A 13,269-nucleotide genomic window follows, 5' to 3' on the forward strand; every position below is an offset into this window, starting at 1 on the left:
AATACGCGCAACGATAGCTCGCTCAAGTACGCCCTTGCATTTCACGCCCCTTTATTTTAGTATTATCTAAATTAAGTAAAAGCTAAAACAATATGACAACTCCTGATATCACCCAACTACAAACGCAGGCAGAGAAAGCTTCTGGCCTGCTGAAAGCGATGAGTAACCCGCATCGCTTACTGATCCTCTGCATGCTGTGCGACGCGCCCGGCACGTCGGCGGGGGAACTCAGCACCATTACCGGTCTTAGCCCTTCAGCCACGTCACAGCATCTGGCGAGAATGAAAGAGGAAGGCCTGATCGAAAGCCAGCGTCAGGCGCAGCGGGTGAACTACTTCATTAAAGCGCCGGCCATCAGAACGCTGGTGCAGACGCTAAAAAACATTTACTGCCCGGAGGCTTAGCTATGCGTTACACCTTGATTACTCCCAAAGAAGCCCGTACCCAGCAGCAGAACGGCGCGCCGGTAGTGGATATTCGCCAGCCGGATGAATTTCGTCGCGAGCATCTACCTGACGCGGTTTCCCTGCCGTTAGATGAGCTGCTTGCCGGAAAAGCCGTTTCGCAGGCGGCAAGCGCACAGACGGTGATTTTCCACTGTCAGTCCGGGATGCGGACGCAACAAAATGCCGACGCGCTGGTACGTGCCGCGTCGCCGGCCAATGTGCTCATCATCGAAGGCGGTCTTAATAACTGGAAGCAGGAAAAGCTGCCGACCGTCGAAGATAAACGCCAGCCGCGCCCGCTAATGCAGCAGGTGCAGATTGTTGCCGGTAGCCTGATTCTGCTCGGCGTGGTGCTGGGTTATGCCGTTGACATCCGCTTTTTCCTGCTGTCGGGCTTTGTCGGCGCCGGGCTACTGTTTGCTGGCCTGAGCGGCTGGTGCGGTATGGCGCTACTGCTGGCGAAAATGCCGTGGAACCGTCGCTAGCGCACAGCGTGGCTTTTGAAGATTCTCCTCTGGGTCAAATGAGTGATATATTTCCCGGCCTAAACCCAAGGAGATGCCATGGCGGAATATGATTCACTTGCGCAGGATGTGCTGGCGCAGGCAGACACTGACCAGCAGCGACAGCAGGACCGGGCTTTACTGGATCAGGTGCTGGAGATTTACGGTCAGAAATATGTGGCGGAGCAGCTTAAACATGCGGGCAAAGCTGAGTGGAGCCGTGAATCCCTTAACCGCTGGGTGAATGGCAAAGGCAGCGCCAAAACCTTCACCGCTGCCGAAGTGGCGCTGCTGCGCAGCCTGTTGCCCTCCCCGCTCGCCCATCATCCCGCGTATCGCTTTCGCTTTATCGATCTCTTCGCCGGGATTGGCGGCATCCGCAGCGGTTTTGAAGCCATTGGCGGGCAGTGCGTTTTCACCAGCGAATGGAATAAAAACGCGGTGCGTACCTATAAAGCCAACTGGTACAACGATCCTGCCGCTCATACCTTTAACCAGGATATCCGCGAAGTGACCCTGAGCGGTAAGCCGGACGTTTCTGAAGCCGATGCTTACGCGCATATCGCCGCGACCATTCCCGATCATGATGTGCTGCTAGCCGGTTTCCCCTGCCAGCCCTTTAGCCTGGCGGGCGTCAGCAAAAAGAATGCGCTGGGCCGCGCCCACGGCTTTGAGTGCGAGGCGCAGGGCACGCTGTTTTTTGATGTGGCGCGCATTATCAAAGCCCGCCGCCCGGCGATTTTCGTGCTGGAAAACGTGAAGAATTTAAAGAGCCACGACAAAGGTAAAACCTTTAGCGTCATCATGAATACCCTTGATGAATTGGGTTATGACGTGGCCGATGCCCGGCTCAACGGTAAAGACGATCCGAAGGTTATCGACGGCAAACATTTTTTACCCCAGCATCGCGAACGGATTGTGCTGGTCGGTTTTCGCCGCGATCTCGATCTTGCCGAGGGCTTTACCCTACGCGATATCAGCCGTTTTTACCCTGCGCGTCGGCCCGCCTTTGGCGAACTGCTGGAGCCGACCGTTGATAGCAAATATGTGCTGTCGCCCAAGCTGTGGGATTACCTCTATCGCTATGCGAAAAAACACGCCGCCAAAGGCAACGGGTTTGGCTTCGGGCTGGTTGATCCTACCCGCGCCGATAGCGTAGCGCGCACCCTTTCCGCGCGTTATCACAAAGACGGTTCGGAGATCCTTATCGATCGCGGCTGGGATAAAGCACTCGGCGAGGCGGATTTTACTCACGCAGAGAACCAGGCGCGCCGCCCGCGACGGCTGACGCCCCATGAATGCGCGCGCTTGATGGGTTTTGAAAAGGTCGGCGAACAGCCGTTTCGCATCCCCGTTTCCGACACTCAGGCCTATCGCCAGTTTGGCAATTCAGTGGTGGTTCCGGTGTTTGCCGCCGTGGCAAAGCTGCTGGAACCGCGGATTGCCCTCGCCGTAAAACGGCGCAGGAAAAGTTAAATGTGCTGCCCGGCATGCAACGTGCCGGGTCACTGTTTACGCGCTAAACAAGTGTTTAAAAAGTGATCATAAAGTTAATGCAGGCCAGGTCGATATTACTGGAGCAATCCCGACTCTTTTATGGACTATGGCCATGCTCAAAAATATACGGGTTATTACCGGCATCATTATCGCTCTTACCTTTTTTTGTCTTCTACAATTCGTCACCGGTGGTCTGTTCTATTCGGCGGTCAATAACGACCGGGTGAACTTCCAAAACAGCGGTGTTCTTAACGCACAGCAGGAAAATTTGGGTGACAGCGTTATTACGCTGATCAAAACCCGTGTTACCGTGACCCGCGTAGCGATCCGCTTTTTGAAAAACCAGCGCGATCCGGCTTCATTAGCAAGCATTGAAAAGTTGCTGAATGCGGCGGAGGATTCCCTTAAAAAATCTGAAGGTTTTTTCAACAATTACAAAAACACGCCTCGCGTCAACGGGCAAGACAGCGCTCTGGCGGATGAAGTCTCGCAGAACATCATCAAAATGCATGATGTGCTGCAACAATCGATAACCTACCTGCGCGCCAATAACTACGAAGCCTACGGCAATCTGGATGCGCAGAAGGCCCAGGAAGAGATGGATGCCAGCTACGATAAATGGCGGGCGGAAAACAACACCTTCCTGCAAGCCGCCGCACAGGAAAACCAGAGCAGCTTTACCAGTATGCAATGGACGCTGGGCATTATTTTGCTGGTGGTGATTGCGGTGATGACGGTTATCTGGCTCGGTCTGCAGCACCTGCTGCTGCGCCCGCTGCACAGCGTGATGGGCCATATACGCGCGATTGCCGGTGGTGATTTAACCCAGAGCATTTCTGCCCAGGGGCGTAACGAAATGAGCCAGCTCGCCGCCGGTCTCCATGAGATGCAATCCTCGCTGGTTAAAACCGTCAGCGCAGTACGCAACAGTTCCGACTCGATTTATACCGGCGCGAGCGAAATCTCTACCGGCAATAACGATCTCTCATCGCGCACGGAGCAGCAGGCATCCTCACTGGAAGAGACCGCCGCCAGCATGGAGCAGTTAACGGCCACGGTGAAACAGAACACCGACAACGCCCGTCAGGCTTCGCAGCTGGCGAAAAACGCCTCGGATACCGCCGCACGCGGGGGCCAGGTGGTAAGCACGGTGGTGCGTACCATGAGCGAAATCTCCGACAGTTCTCAACAGATTGCCCATATCACCGGTGTGATTGACGGCATTGCTTTCCAGACCAATATCCTCGCGCTTAACGCCGCAGTAGAAGCAGCGCGCGCAGGTGAGCAGGGCCGCGGCTTTGCGGTGGTAGCCGGGGAAGTGCGTACGCTGGCCAGCCGCAGCGCGCAGGCGGCGAAAGAGATCAAAACGTTGATTGAGAACTCCGTCAGCCGCGTCAACTCCGGGACCACACAGGTCGCGGAAGCCGGCGATACGATGAAAGAGATCGTCAATGCCGTAACGCGGGTAACGGATATTATGGGTGAAATTGCCTCTGCGTCCGAAGAGCAGAGCAAAGGGATTGAGCAGGTTAGCCTCGCGGTATCACAGATGGATAGCGTGACGCAGCAGAACGCCTCGCTGGTGGAGGAATCCGCCGCCGCCTCGGCGGCGCTGGAAGAACAGGCCGAGCAGTTACGTCAGGCGGTTGCTGTGTTCCGTATTAATGGACACAGCACCGTGCCAGGCGTGAAGGCAGGTAAACCACCGGTCGCCACGCTGCGCCCGGCGGTAGCCGCCAGCCAGCCCACCAGCGATAAAAACTGGGAAACTTTCTAATACCCGCAAAAAAGCCAGCGCGATGCCGTGCGTCGCGCTGGCCGTTCTGTTCTTTCATCCGGGATGAAGCTTGACGAGAAGATTTGCTGCGTGGCAAACCACCCGCCAGGGGTTAATCGCGGGTTTGCACCCAAAAGGCGTGAATCAGGCCAGGGAAGTAGCCCAGCAGTGTAAGCAGGATGTTAATGATAAAGGCCATACCTAAGCCCTTACCCAGCAGTACGCCCAGCGGCGGCAGAATAATTGTGATAACAACACGCCAGAAACCCATATAAGCCTCCTATGCAAAGTAAATCCAGCTGATTGAAAAGTAAGACAATCCATTTAAGCCTAGCTGCTCAAATGGCATATGCCAATCGGATTGGTCGCTTTTACCCTCTTTTACGCTGTACCCGGGCTGACGTTCAGGCTATGTTTATCTTCACAAACTCATTACAAAAGGAGCAACACATGTTTTCTATTGGCGATATTGTGCAACCGCGTATTGGCGGTGCGACATTAAAAGTGGTTGAAGTGCATGAGGATCAGATTGTCGCGGTGCCTGCGAGCGACGAACAGGCGGCGAAAATTACCTTAAAAGCGGAAGATGTTTCCCTGTATCAGGAAGACGGAGATTTCGGCGTCTGCTGATCGGCTGCGGTGGGATTCTTCCCACCGCACCAAATCGCATATTCAATCACTATTCCCGCATAATTAAACGCATTCATTTCCAGCATTAAATACTGCCATTTACGCTTAACCAGTATAAAAATGCTGCCTGCGCCGTTAGTCCCCCCGCCAAAGCATAGCGCGCTAAATTCTCTTTTTTACCGACTCTTGTGCGGCTGCATCGTCGTGGAAAATATACACAATACACTGATTTAATAAGACTTTTATAAACATACCAACGTAAATAATGCGACAGGCAAAAAATACGCAGCGGCAAAGCACTTTATCCAAACAATCGCCGAAATTAAAAATTTATCGCTAGTTGTTACTTTACAGGCAGATGGATAACCTATCCTCGTTAATCCAGCCGTTGTAAAACGCTAAAAAAATCGTTCACCGACCTGTTTATTGCTTATCAAGGAGCGCGTTCATGTTCTCTTCGCAGTCTCGCCTGCGTCACGCCGTAGCGGACACCGTTGCCATGGTGGTCTACTGCTCGGTAGTGAACATGCTGATTGAAATATTTCTCTCCGGAATGAGCTTTGAGCAGTCACTTTCATCGCGGCTGGTGGCGATTCCCGTCAACATTATTATTGCCTGGCCCTACGGACTGTATCGCGATCTGTTTATGCGCTACGCGCGCCGCATTAGCCCGTCAGGCTGGATGAAAAATCTGGCGGATGTGCTGGCCTATGTGACCTTTCAGTCACCGGTATATGTGGCGATCCTGCTGAGCGTGGGTGCCGACTGGCCGCAGATTATCGCTGCCGTCAGTTCGAATATCGTGGTGTCAATGATGATGGGCGCGGTATACGGCTACTTCCTCGATTACTGCCGCCGCCTGTTCCGGGTGAGCAATTACCATCAGGCCAAAGCCTGATGGTGGGCGGCACAAGCGGCTCTCGTTTAGTGCGACTCGCCAAATAATCCGCTAATAAACTTTTCCAGCGCCACGCGCGAACTAAAGCCGTGCGGAATGCCGTAATGCTCCTGCGCGTCGCCGCCAAAGTAGAGCGGAAAGTTCTGGTAGTGATCGCACAATTTGATGTCCGAGGCGGGGTCCGCAAGTGATGAACTGCGTTCTTTCAGCGTGGGATGAATAACCAACGCCGTGCGTCCCATACGCGCTTCGCGGTTAACGTAAACGTAATTTTCGCCACGGCGATAACCATAGGTTTTCGGCGTCGCGACATCCATAGTGAATCCCACTTTTTCCAGTACGCGTGCCACTTCATCGGGTCTTAAATACATAGATTTTCCTCGTCATCTTTCCACAGCCTCGCCACCTTACATGACAGAGCATGGACCGTGACTCAGATAATTCCACAAACGGTGCTGAAAGACGTGATTGCCGTCTGGCATTGAAATTTATGGTCTAAACTTAGATTCACACCTAAAACGAGGGAGGATCTTATGCTTAACAGACCGAATCGCCGTGACGTAGATGAAGGTGTCGAGGATATCAACAACGATGTTAACCAATTAGCCGATAGCCTCGAATCACTGCTGAAATCCTGGGGCAGCGATGCGAAAGATGAAGCAGAGACTGCAAGACGCAAAGCACAAGCGCTGCTAAAAGAGACCCGGGCGCGCATGCACGGTCGCAACCGCATGCAGCAGGCGGCGAAAGACGCCGTAGGATGTGCCGATACATTTGTTAAAGACAGGCCCTGGAGCAGCGTTGGCGCTGCCGCCGCGGTCGGGATTTTTATCGGCGCCCTGCTTAGCCTGCGCCGCTAGTTCTCTCCCCATAAACCCCTGCCGGGATCGCCCGGCAGGGGTTTTTCTTTGCCTTAAACTCCCTGTTTCTGTGTAAAACGCGTACACACTCCCCTTACCCACGGTTTCTCTCCTTTCGGTAAATCCCATGGCAATTTCCTATATATGGTATGGTTGAAACTTTTTATAACTACATCTAGTATTTTCTCAATGATACACCGACTCACTGACGCGACCTTTCGCGCCGTTCCTTCATTCTAAATGGAAATACGAATCATGAGCATTACTATTTACACCAGAGATGATTGTGTTCAGTGCCACGCCACAAAACGCGCGATGGCCAGCCGCGGTCTGGCGTTCGAAATGGTGAACGTTGACCATCAACCGCAAGCGGCGGATGAATTGCGGGCCATGGGTTTTCGCCAGTTACCGGTGGTTATCGCAGGTGACACACAATGGTCCGGCTTCCGCCCGGATCTGATTAACCGCTTACCTCTCCTGCCCGGCGTTGCTAACGCATGAGCACCCTCGTCTACTTCTCCAGCAGCTCAGAAAACACCCGGCGTTTTATTGAACGTCTCGGGCTGCCGGCGGTGCGTATTCCCCTTAACGAGCGTGAACGCATTCAGGTAGACGAGCCTTTTATCCTGGTAGTACCCAGCTACGGCGGCGGTGGAACGGCGGGCGCGGTACCGCGACAGGCGATCCGCTTTTTAAACGATCCCCATAACCGGGCGTTGATTCGCGGCGTGATTGCCGCAGGCAATCGCAATTTCGGTGAAGCCTTTGGCCGTGCTGGCGATGTGGTGGCGCAGAAATGCGGCGTCCCTTATCTGTATCGCTTTGAACTGATGGGCACGCAGCAGGACATCGACAATGTACGTAAAGGAGTGACGGAATTTTGGCTACGACAACCGCAGAGCGCGTGATGCAATCCGCGCCCGATTACCACGCGCTGAATGCGATGCTCAATCTTTATGATAAAGAGGGGCATATTCAGTTTGAGAAAGACCGCGAAGCGGTGGATGCTTTTATGGCAACCCATGTGCGGCCCAACAGCATGACCTTTACCAGCCAGCAGCAGCGGCTTAGCTGGCTGGTGGCGGAGGGGTATTATGATGAGAGCGTGCTGGCGCGTTACGACCGCGACTTTGTTATTGCGTTGTTTGCCGAGGCGCACAACAGCGGTTTTCGCTTTCACACCTTTCTTGGCGCATGGAAGTTTTACACCAGCTACACGCTGAAAACCTTCGATGGCAAACGCTATCTGGAAGATTTTGCCGATCGCGCCTGTATGGTCGCGCTGACCCTGGCACAGGGCGATACCACCCTGGCGCGCCAGTTAACCCATGAGATCCTCTCCGGGCGTTTCCAGCCCGCCACGCCGACCTTTCTTAACTGCGGTAAACAGCAGCGCGGCGAGCTGGTCTCCTGCTTCCTGTTGCGTATTGAAGACAATATGGAGTCCATTGGCCGGGCGGTAAATTCCGCGCTGCAGCTCTCCAAACGCGGCGGCGGCGTGGCCTTTCTGCTCTCCAATTTGCGTGAAGCCGGTGCGCCGATTAAGCGTATTGAAAACCAATCTTCCGGGGTGATCCCGGTGATGAAGATGCTGGAAGATGCTTTTTCCTATGCCAACCAGCTTGGCGCGCGCCAGGGCGCGGGCGCGGTTTACTTACATGCGCATCACCCGGATATACTGCGCTTTCTTGATACCAAGCGCGAAAACGCCGACGAAAAAATTCGTATCAAAACCCTGTCGCTGGGCGTTGTTATCCCGGACGTTACCTTCCAGCTGGCGAAGGAGAACGGCCAAATGGCGCTCTTCTCGCCTTATGATGTGGAACGGCTGTACGGCAAACCCTTTGGCGATGTGGCAATAAGCGAGATGTACGACACGCTGCTGGCGGACGATCGCGTGCGCAAACGCTTTATTAACGCCCGCGATTTCTTCCAGACGCTGGCAGAAATTCAGTTTGAATCGGGCTACCCCTACATCATGTTTGAAGATACGGTCAATCGCGCCAACCCGATTGCCGGACGCATTAATATGAGCAACCTGTGCTCGGAAATTTTGCAGGTTAACAGCGCCTCGACGTTCGATGAGAACCTTGATTACGCCGACACCGGGCGCGATATCTCCTGCAATCTCGGGTCGCTGAATATTGCCCATACCATGGATTCGCCGGACTTCGGTCGCACGGTGGACATTGCCATTCGCGGGTTAACGGCGGTATCGGATATGAGCCATATCCGTTCGGTGCCGTCGGTAGAAAACGGCAATGCTGCTTCGCATGCCATCGGGCTTGGGCAGATGAATCTGCACGGCTATCTGGCGCGGGAAGGCATCGCCTACGGCAGCGCGGAAGGGCTGGATTTCACTAATTTCTACTTCTACACCATCACCTGGCATGCGCTGCATACCTCCATGATGATTGCCCGCGAGCGCGACCAGCATTTTGCCGGTTTCCCGCAATCTCGCTACGCCAGCGGTGAGTACTTTAAGCAGTATCTGCAAGGCGACTGGCAGCCGAAAACCGAGAAAGTGCAGGCGCTGTTTGCCCGTGCCGGAATTACTATTCCGACGCGCGAGATGTGGTTGCAGCTGCGTGAAGATGTGATGCGCTACGGGATCTATAACCAGAATCTCCAGGCGGTGCCGCCGACGGGATCGATCTCTTACATCAATCATGCGACATCAAGCATTCACCCGATTGTGTCGAAAATTGAGATCCGCAAAGAGGGCAAAACCGGCCGCGTGTACTACCCGGCTCCCTTTATGACCAATGATAATCTGGCGCTGTACGAAGATGCTTATGAAATCGGCCCGGAGAAGATTATCGATACCTATGCCGAAGCCACGCGCCATGTCGATCAGGGCCTGTCGCTAACGCTGTTCTTTAAAGACACCGCCACCACCCGCGATATCAACAAAGCGCAGATTTACGCGTGGAAAAAAGGTATTAAGTCGCTGTATTACATCCGCCTGCGCCAGCTTGCGCTGGAAGGCACCGAGATTTCCGGCTGCGTATCCTGCGCGCTATAAGGAGAAAAGGATGAGCCAACTATCCCGCGTAAGTGCGGTGAACTGGAACAATATCGAGGATGATAAAGACCTGGAAGTGTGGAATCGCCTGACCAGCAACTTCTGGCTGCCGGAAAAAGTCCCGCTGTCGAACGATATTCCCGCCTGGCAAAGCTTAAGCCCGGCGCAGCAGCAGCTGACGATTCGCGTATTTACCGGCTTAACGCTGCTCGATACCATTCAGAACACCGTTGGCGCACCCTCGTTAATGGCGGATGCCCTCACGCCCCATGAACAGGCGGTGCTGTCGAACGTTAGCTTTATGGAAGCGGTGCATGCTCGCTCTTACAGCTCGATTTTTTCCACGCTGTGTCAGAGTAAAGATGTCGATGCCGCCTACGGCTGGAGCGAAGAAAACCCGGCGCTGCAGCGTAAAGCACAACTGATACTGGAGTATTACCGCGCCGACGATCCGCTGAAGAAGAAGATTGCCAGCGTGTTTCTGGAATCCTTCCTCTTCTACTCCGGCTTCTGGCTGCCGATGTACTGGTCGAGCCGCGGCAAGCTCACCAATACCGCCGATCTGATTCGCCTGATCATTCGCGACGAAGCGGTACATGGCTACTATATTGGCTATAAGTACCAGAAAGGGCTGGAAAAAGTGAGCGCCGAGCAGCGTGAATCTCTGAAGAACTTCGCGCTGGATCTGCTGATGGATCTCTATGATAACGAGCTGCGTTATACGGAGGATCTGTACGCCGACAGCGGCTGGGCTGAGGAGGTAAAAGCGTTTCTCTGCTACAACGCCAATAAGGCGCTGATGAACCTCGGGTATGAAGCACTGTTCCCGGCGGAAATGGCCGACGTCAACCCGGCGATTCTTGCCGCCCTTTCGCCAAACGCCGACGAAAACCACGACTTTTTCTCCGGTTCCGGTTCGTCTTACGTGATGGGCAAAGCCGTCGAAACGGAAGATGAAGACTGGAATTTCTGACTGCTTATTCCTCTGCCGATCGGCAGAGGAATATTCCCGCTTAAAATACATTTAAAATAACCCGCCACTTTTAAAGGTTATCGCCGCGGTGATAATAAGCTGACAATTTCTCAGCATAATATGCTGAGTGCTTCTACACTGTAATTTGCACGTCATTTCCATCTGAATCCCTCTATTCAGGTGCGATCCCCTGAACAATTGGAAAAATTATCATCGCCCGCCAGCCCTTATCTCATGGGAAATAGCGGCGATTATCATAACCTTAAATTAACAAAGCTGACGGATTGAGGCTTGTCTCAGATTCTGAGTATGTTAGGGTATGGCCAGTCAATTATTCGCACCGGGTACCATATCGATACAATAAATAACAGGAACTTAATTATTGCATGGCAATTAAATTAGAAATAAAAAACCTCTATAAGATATTTGGCGAGCATCCGCAGCGGGCTTTCAAATATATTGAAAAAGGACTTTCAAAAGAGCAAATACTGGAAAAAACGGGGCTATCGCTTGGCGTAATAGACGCCAGTCTGGCCATTGAAGAAGGCGAGATATTTGTCATCATGGGATTATCCGGATCGGGTAAATCCACTCTGGTACGCCTTCTCAATCGCCTGATTGAACCCACCCGCGGCAAGGTACTGATTGATGGCGTGGATATCGCCAACATCTCGGACGCCGAATTACGCGAGGTGCGCAGGAAAAAGATTGCGATGGTGTTCCAGTCATTTGCATTAATGCCGCATATGACGGTGCTGGATAATACTGCATTTGGTATGGAATTAGCCGGCACGCCGCCGCAGACGCGCCAGGAAAAAGCGCTGGATGCGCTACGTCAGGTGGGTCTGGAAAATTACGCGCACGGTTATCCCGATGAGCTCTCCGGCGGTATGCGCCAGCGCGTCGGTCTGGCGCGGGCATTAGCCATTAATCCCGATATTTTATTAATGGATGAAGCCTTCTCGGCCCTCGATCCCTTAATTCGTACGGAAATGCAGGATGAACTGGTGAAGCTGCAGGCGAAACACCAGCGCACCATTGTCTTTATTTCCCACGATCTGGATGAAGCGATGCGTATTGGCGACCGGATTGCCATTATGCAAAACGGTGAAATAGTGCAGGTCGGTACGCCGGATGAAATTCTGAATAATCCGGCCAATGATTATGTGCGCACCTTCTTCCGCGGCGTGGATATTAGCCAGGTATTTAGCGCAAAAGATATTGCCCGGCGAACGCCGGTGGGGCTGATTCGTAAAACGCCGGGCTTCGGTCCGCGTTCGGCGCTCAAATTGCTGGAAGATGAAGATCGTGAATTCGGCTATGTGATTGAACGCGGCAATAAATTTGTCGGCGTTGTCTCCATCGACTCCCTGAAAGAGGCGCTGCGCCAAAGCCAGGGGATCGAGGCGGCGCTTATCGACGCCCCCCTTGCGGTGGATGCCGAAACACCGCTCAGCGAGTTGCTCTCCCACGTCGGGCAAGCGCCCTGCGCCGTACCGGTGGTGGGTGAAGAGCAACAGTACGTCGGCATCATCTCGAAACGGATGCTGCTGCAGGCTTTAGATCGCGAGGGGGCAAACAATGGCTGATCAAAATAACCCGTGGGAAAGCGCGCCCGCAACGGACAACGCGGCACAGTCGGCGGATGCATGGGGCGGCAGCAGCGCCGCACCGACCGATGGCAGCAGCGCCGACTGGCTGCACAGCGCACCGGCACCTGCGCCGGAACACTTCAACATCATGGACCCGTTCCATAAGACGCTGATTCCCCTCGACAGCTGGGTGACGCACGCTATCGATTGGGTGGTGCTGCATTTTCGCCCGCTGTTCCAGGGCATTCGCGTGCCGGTGGATTATATCCTCAGCGCCTTTCAGCAGATGCTGCTGGGAATGCCCGCACCGGTGGCGATCATTCTCTTTTCGCTGATCGCCTGGCAGATGAGCAGCGCCGGAATGGGCATCGCCACGCTGGTATCGCTGATTGCCATTGGTGCGATTGGTGCCTGGTCGCAGGCGATGATAACCCTGGCGCTGGTATTAACCGCGCTGCTGTTCTGCGTGGTGATCGGCTTGCCGATGGGCATCTGGCTGGCGCGCAGCCCGCGTGCGGCGAAGATCGTTCGCCCGCTGCTCGATGCGATGCAGACGACTCCGGCGTTTGTTTACCTGGTGCCGATCGTCATGCTGTTTGGCATTGGCAACGTGCCGGGCGTAGTGGTGACCATTATCTTCGCCCTGCCGCCGGTGGTGCGCCTGACCATTCTTGGCATTAACCAGGTACCGGCGGATCTGATTGAGGCTTCGCGCTCCTTTGGCGCCAGCCCGCGCCAGATGCTGTTTAAAGTCCAGTTACCGCTGGCCATGCCCACCATTATGGCGGGGATTAACCAGACGCTGATGCTTGCCCTCTCCATGGTAGTGATCGCCTCAATGATCGCCGTCGGCGGGCTTGGCCAGATGGTACTGCGCGGTATTGGCCGTCTCGATATGGGGCTTGCCACCGTCGGTGGCGTCGGGATTGTGATCCTCGCCATTATTCTCGACCGCCTGACGCAGGCTGTCGGTCGCGATTCCCGCAGCCGGGGAAATCGTCGCTGGTATCAAACCGGCCCGCTGGGTCTGCTGACCCGTCCATTCGCTAAATAAGCTGTCGCCCGGCG

15 protein-coding genes are annotated in these 13,269 nt (G+C 54.2%); 13 read left to right on the forward strand and 2 right to left on the reverse strand.

Annotated features, from left to right (window positions below):
• The first annotated feature begins 92 nt into the window (after positions 1-92).
• From RW65_RS12520 to tcp, 4 genes are all read left to right on the forward strand, one after another.
• The gene (locus RW65_RS12520; RefSeq protein WP_039057083.1) at positions 93-404 is read left to right on the forward strand and encodes an ArsR/SmtB family transcription factor; all 312 of its coding nucleotides are present in this window, start codon (positions 93-95) and stop codon (positions 402-404) included.
• Between the two features lie 2 nt (positions 405-406).
• Positions 407-931 carry a rhodanese family protein gene (locus RW65_RS12525; protein ID WP_039057084.1) on the forward strand — a complete coding sequence of 175 codons (525 nt, stop codon included), beginning with the start codon at positions 407-409 and terminating at the stop codon, positions 929-931.
• 78 nt (positions 932-1,009) lie between these two features.
• A complete protein-coding gene (locus RW65_RS12530; protein ID WP_039057085.1) occupies positions 1,010-2,425 on the forward strand; it encodes a DNA cytosine methyltransferase in 1,416 nt (471 codons plus the stop codon).
• 133 nt (positions 2,426-2,558) lie between these two features.
• Complete coding sequence (gene tcp, locus RW65_RS12535) at positions 2,559-4,223, forward strand: methyl-accepting chemotaxis citrate transducer (RefSeq protein WP_039057136.1); 1,665 nt, start codon at positions 2,559-2,561, stop codon at positions 4,221-4,223.
• A 112-nt stretch (positions 4,224-4,335) separates the two neighbouring features.
• On the opposite strand, the gene RW65_RS21985 is transcribed toward tcp, so the two are convergent.
• Positions 4,336-4,494, reverse strand: a complete 159-nt coding sequence (locus RW65_RS21985; protein ID WP_039057086.1) for a YqaE/Pmp3 family membrane protein — start codon at positions 4,492-4,494, stop codon at positions 4,336-4,338.
• Positions 4,495-4,673: 179 nt separating this feature from the next.
• Between RW65_RS21985 and RW65_RS12545 the strand changes: the two genes are divergently transcribed.
• Both RW65_RS12545 and alaE read left to right on the forward strand, forming a co-directional pair.
• On the forward strand, positions 4,674-4,853 hold the full coding sequence (locus RW65_RS12545) for a GDFGVC terminal motif YodC-like protein (RefSeq protein WP_039057087.1): 180 nt from the start codon (positions 4,674-4,676) through the stop codon (positions 4,851-4,853).
• Between the two features lie 448 nt (positions 4,854-5,301).
• Positions 5,302-5,751, forward strand: coding sequence for an L-alanine exporter AlaE (alaE, locus tag RW65_RS12550; RefSeq protein ID WP_039057088.1), 450 nt, complete (start codon positions 5,302-5,304; stop codon positions 5,749-5,751).
• A 26-nt stretch (positions 5,752-5,777) separates the two neighbouring features.
• On the opposite strand, the gene RW65_RS12555 is transcribed toward alaE, so the two are convergent.
• On the reverse strand, positions 5,778-6,122 hold the full coding sequence (locus RW65_RS12555) for a DUF2002 family protein (RefSeq protein WP_039057089.1): 345 nt from the start codon (positions 6,120-6,122) through the stop codon (positions 5,778-5,780).
• A 162-nt stretch (positions 6,123-6,284) separates the two neighbouring features.
• Between RW65_RS12555 and RW65_RS12560 the strand changes: the two genes are divergently transcribed.
• The 7 genes from RW65_RS12560 (at position 6,285) to proW (ending at position 13,255) form a co-directional block, all read left to right on the forward strand.
• Entirely contained in the window at positions 6,285-6,611 is a 327-nt protein-coding gene (locus RW65_RS12560) for an ElaB/YgaM/YqjD family protein (RefSeq protein ID WP_039057090.1), read from the forward strand.
• A 240-nt stretch (positions 6,612-6,851) separates the two neighbouring features.
• The gene (gene nrdH, locus RW65_RS12565) at positions 6,852-7,112 is read left to right on the forward strand and encodes a glutaredoxin-like protein NrdH (protein WP_197058889.1); all 261 of its coding nucleotides are present in this window, start codon (positions 6,852-6,854) and stop codon (positions 7,110-7,112) included.
• The gene (gene nrdI / locus RW65_RS12570) at positions 7,109-7,519 is read left to right on the forward strand and encodes a class Ib ribonucleoside-diphosphate reductase assembly flavoprotein NrdI (RefSeq protein ID WP_039057092.1); all 411 of its coding nucleotides are present in this window, start codon (positions 7,109-7,111) and stop codon (positions 7,517-7,519) included. Before nrdH ends, nrdI begins: the two co-directional genes overlap by 4 nt.
• Positions 7,492-9,636, forward strand: a complete 2,145-nt coding sequence (nrdE, locus tag RW65_RS12575; RefSeq protein ID WP_039057093.1) for a class 1b ribonucleoside-diphosphate reductase subunit alpha — start codon at positions 7,492-7,494, stop codon at positions 9,634-9,636. The genes nrdI and nrdE overlap by 28 nt, the downstream gene beginning before the upstream one ends.
• Before the next feature lie 10 nt (positions 9,637-9,646).
• Positions 9,647-10,609 carry a class 1b ribonucleoside-diphosphate reductase subunit beta gene (nrdF, locus tag RW65_RS12580; RefSeq protein WP_039057094.1) on the forward strand — a complete coding sequence of 321 codons (963 nt, stop codon included), beginning with the start codon at positions 9,647-9,649 and terminating at the stop codon, positions 10,607-10,609.
• Positions 10,610-10,995: 386 nt separating this feature from the next.
• The gene (gene proV, locus RW65_RS12585; protein ID WP_039057095.1) at positions 10,996-12,198 is read left to right on the forward strand and encodes a glycine betaine/L-proline ABC transporter ATP-binding protein ProV; all 1,203 of its coding nucleotides are present in this window, start codon (positions 10,996-10,998) and stop codon (positions 12,196-12,198) included.
• Positions 12,191-13,255, forward strand: a complete 1,065-nt coding sequence (gene proW / locus RW65_RS12590) for a glycine betaine/L-proline ABC transporter permease ProW (RefSeq protein WP_039057096.1) — start codon at positions 12,191-12,193, stop codon at positions 13,253-13,255. The genes proV and proW overlap by 8 nt, the downstream gene beginning before the upstream one ends.
• Positions 13,256-13,269: the final 14 nt, after the last annotated feature.

The sequence above is a fragment of the Enterobacter sp. Bisph1 genome (assembly GCF_000814905.1).
In the GTDB taxonomy this organism is placed as follows: domain Bacteria; phylum Pseudomonadota; class Gammaproteobacteria; order Enterobacterales; family Enterobacteriaceae; genus Kosakonia.

What these genes read in the sequence shown, in the direction of transcription:
- RW65_RS12525 (WP_039057084.1), top strand. Translation starts at nt 407, where the DNA reads ATGCGTTACACCTTGATTACTCCCAAAGAAGCCCGTACCCAGCAGCAG.
- RW65_RS12560 (WP_039057090.1), top strand. Translation starts at nt 6,285, where the DNA reads ATGCTTAACAGACCGAATCGCCGTGACGTAGATGAAGGTGTCGAGGAT.
- RW65_RS12545 (WP_039057087.1), top strand. Translation starts at nt 4,674, where the DNA reads ATGTTTTCTATTGGCGATATTGTGCAACCGCGTATTGGCGGTGCGACA.
- RW65_RS12530 (WP_039057085.1), top strand. Translation starts at nt 1,010, where the DNA reads ATGGCGGAATATGATTCACTTGCGCAGGATGTGCTGGCGCAGGCAGAC.
- nrdF (WP_039057094.1), top strand. Translation starts at nt 9,647, where the DNA reads ATGAGCCAACTATCCCGCGTAAGTGCGGTGAACTGGAACAATATCGAG.
- proW (WP_039057096.1), top strand. Translation starts at nt 12,191, where the DNA reads ATGGCTGATCAAAATAACCCGTGGGAAAGCGCGCCCGCAACGGACAAC.
- RW65_RS12555 (WP_039057089.1), bottom strand. Translation starts at nt 6,122, where the DNA reads ATGTATTTAAGACCCGATGAAGTGGCACGCGTACTGGAAAAAGTGGGA.
- alaE (WP_039057088.1), top strand. Translation starts at nt 5,302, where the DNA reads ATGTTCTCTTCGCAGTCTCGCCTGCGTCACGCCGTAGCGGACACCGTT.
- nrdH (WP_197058889.1), top strand. Translation starts at nt 6,852, where the DNA reads ATGGAAATACGAATCATGAGCATTACTATTTACACCAGAGATGATTGT.
- RW65_RS12520 (WP_039057083.1), top strand. Translation starts at nt 93, where the DNA reads ATGACAACTCCTGATATCACCCAACTACAAACGCAGGCAGAGAAAGCT.
- proV (WP_039057095.1), top strand. Translation starts at nt 10,996, where the DNA reads ATGGCAATTAAATTAGAAATAAAAAACCTCTATAAGATATTTGGCGAG.
- nrdI (WP_039057092.1), top strand. Translation starts at nt 7,109, where the DNA reads ATGAGCACCCTCGTCTACTTCTCCAGCAGCTCAGAAAACACCCGGCGT.
- RW65_RS21985 (WP_039057086.1), bottom strand. Translation starts at nt 4,494, where the DNA reads ATGGGTTTCTGGCGTGTTGTTATCACAATTATTCTGCCGCCGCTGGGC.
- tcp (WP_039057136.1), top strand. Translation starts at nt 2,559, where the DNA reads ATGCTCAAAAATATACGGGTTATTACCGGCATCATTATCGCTCTTACC.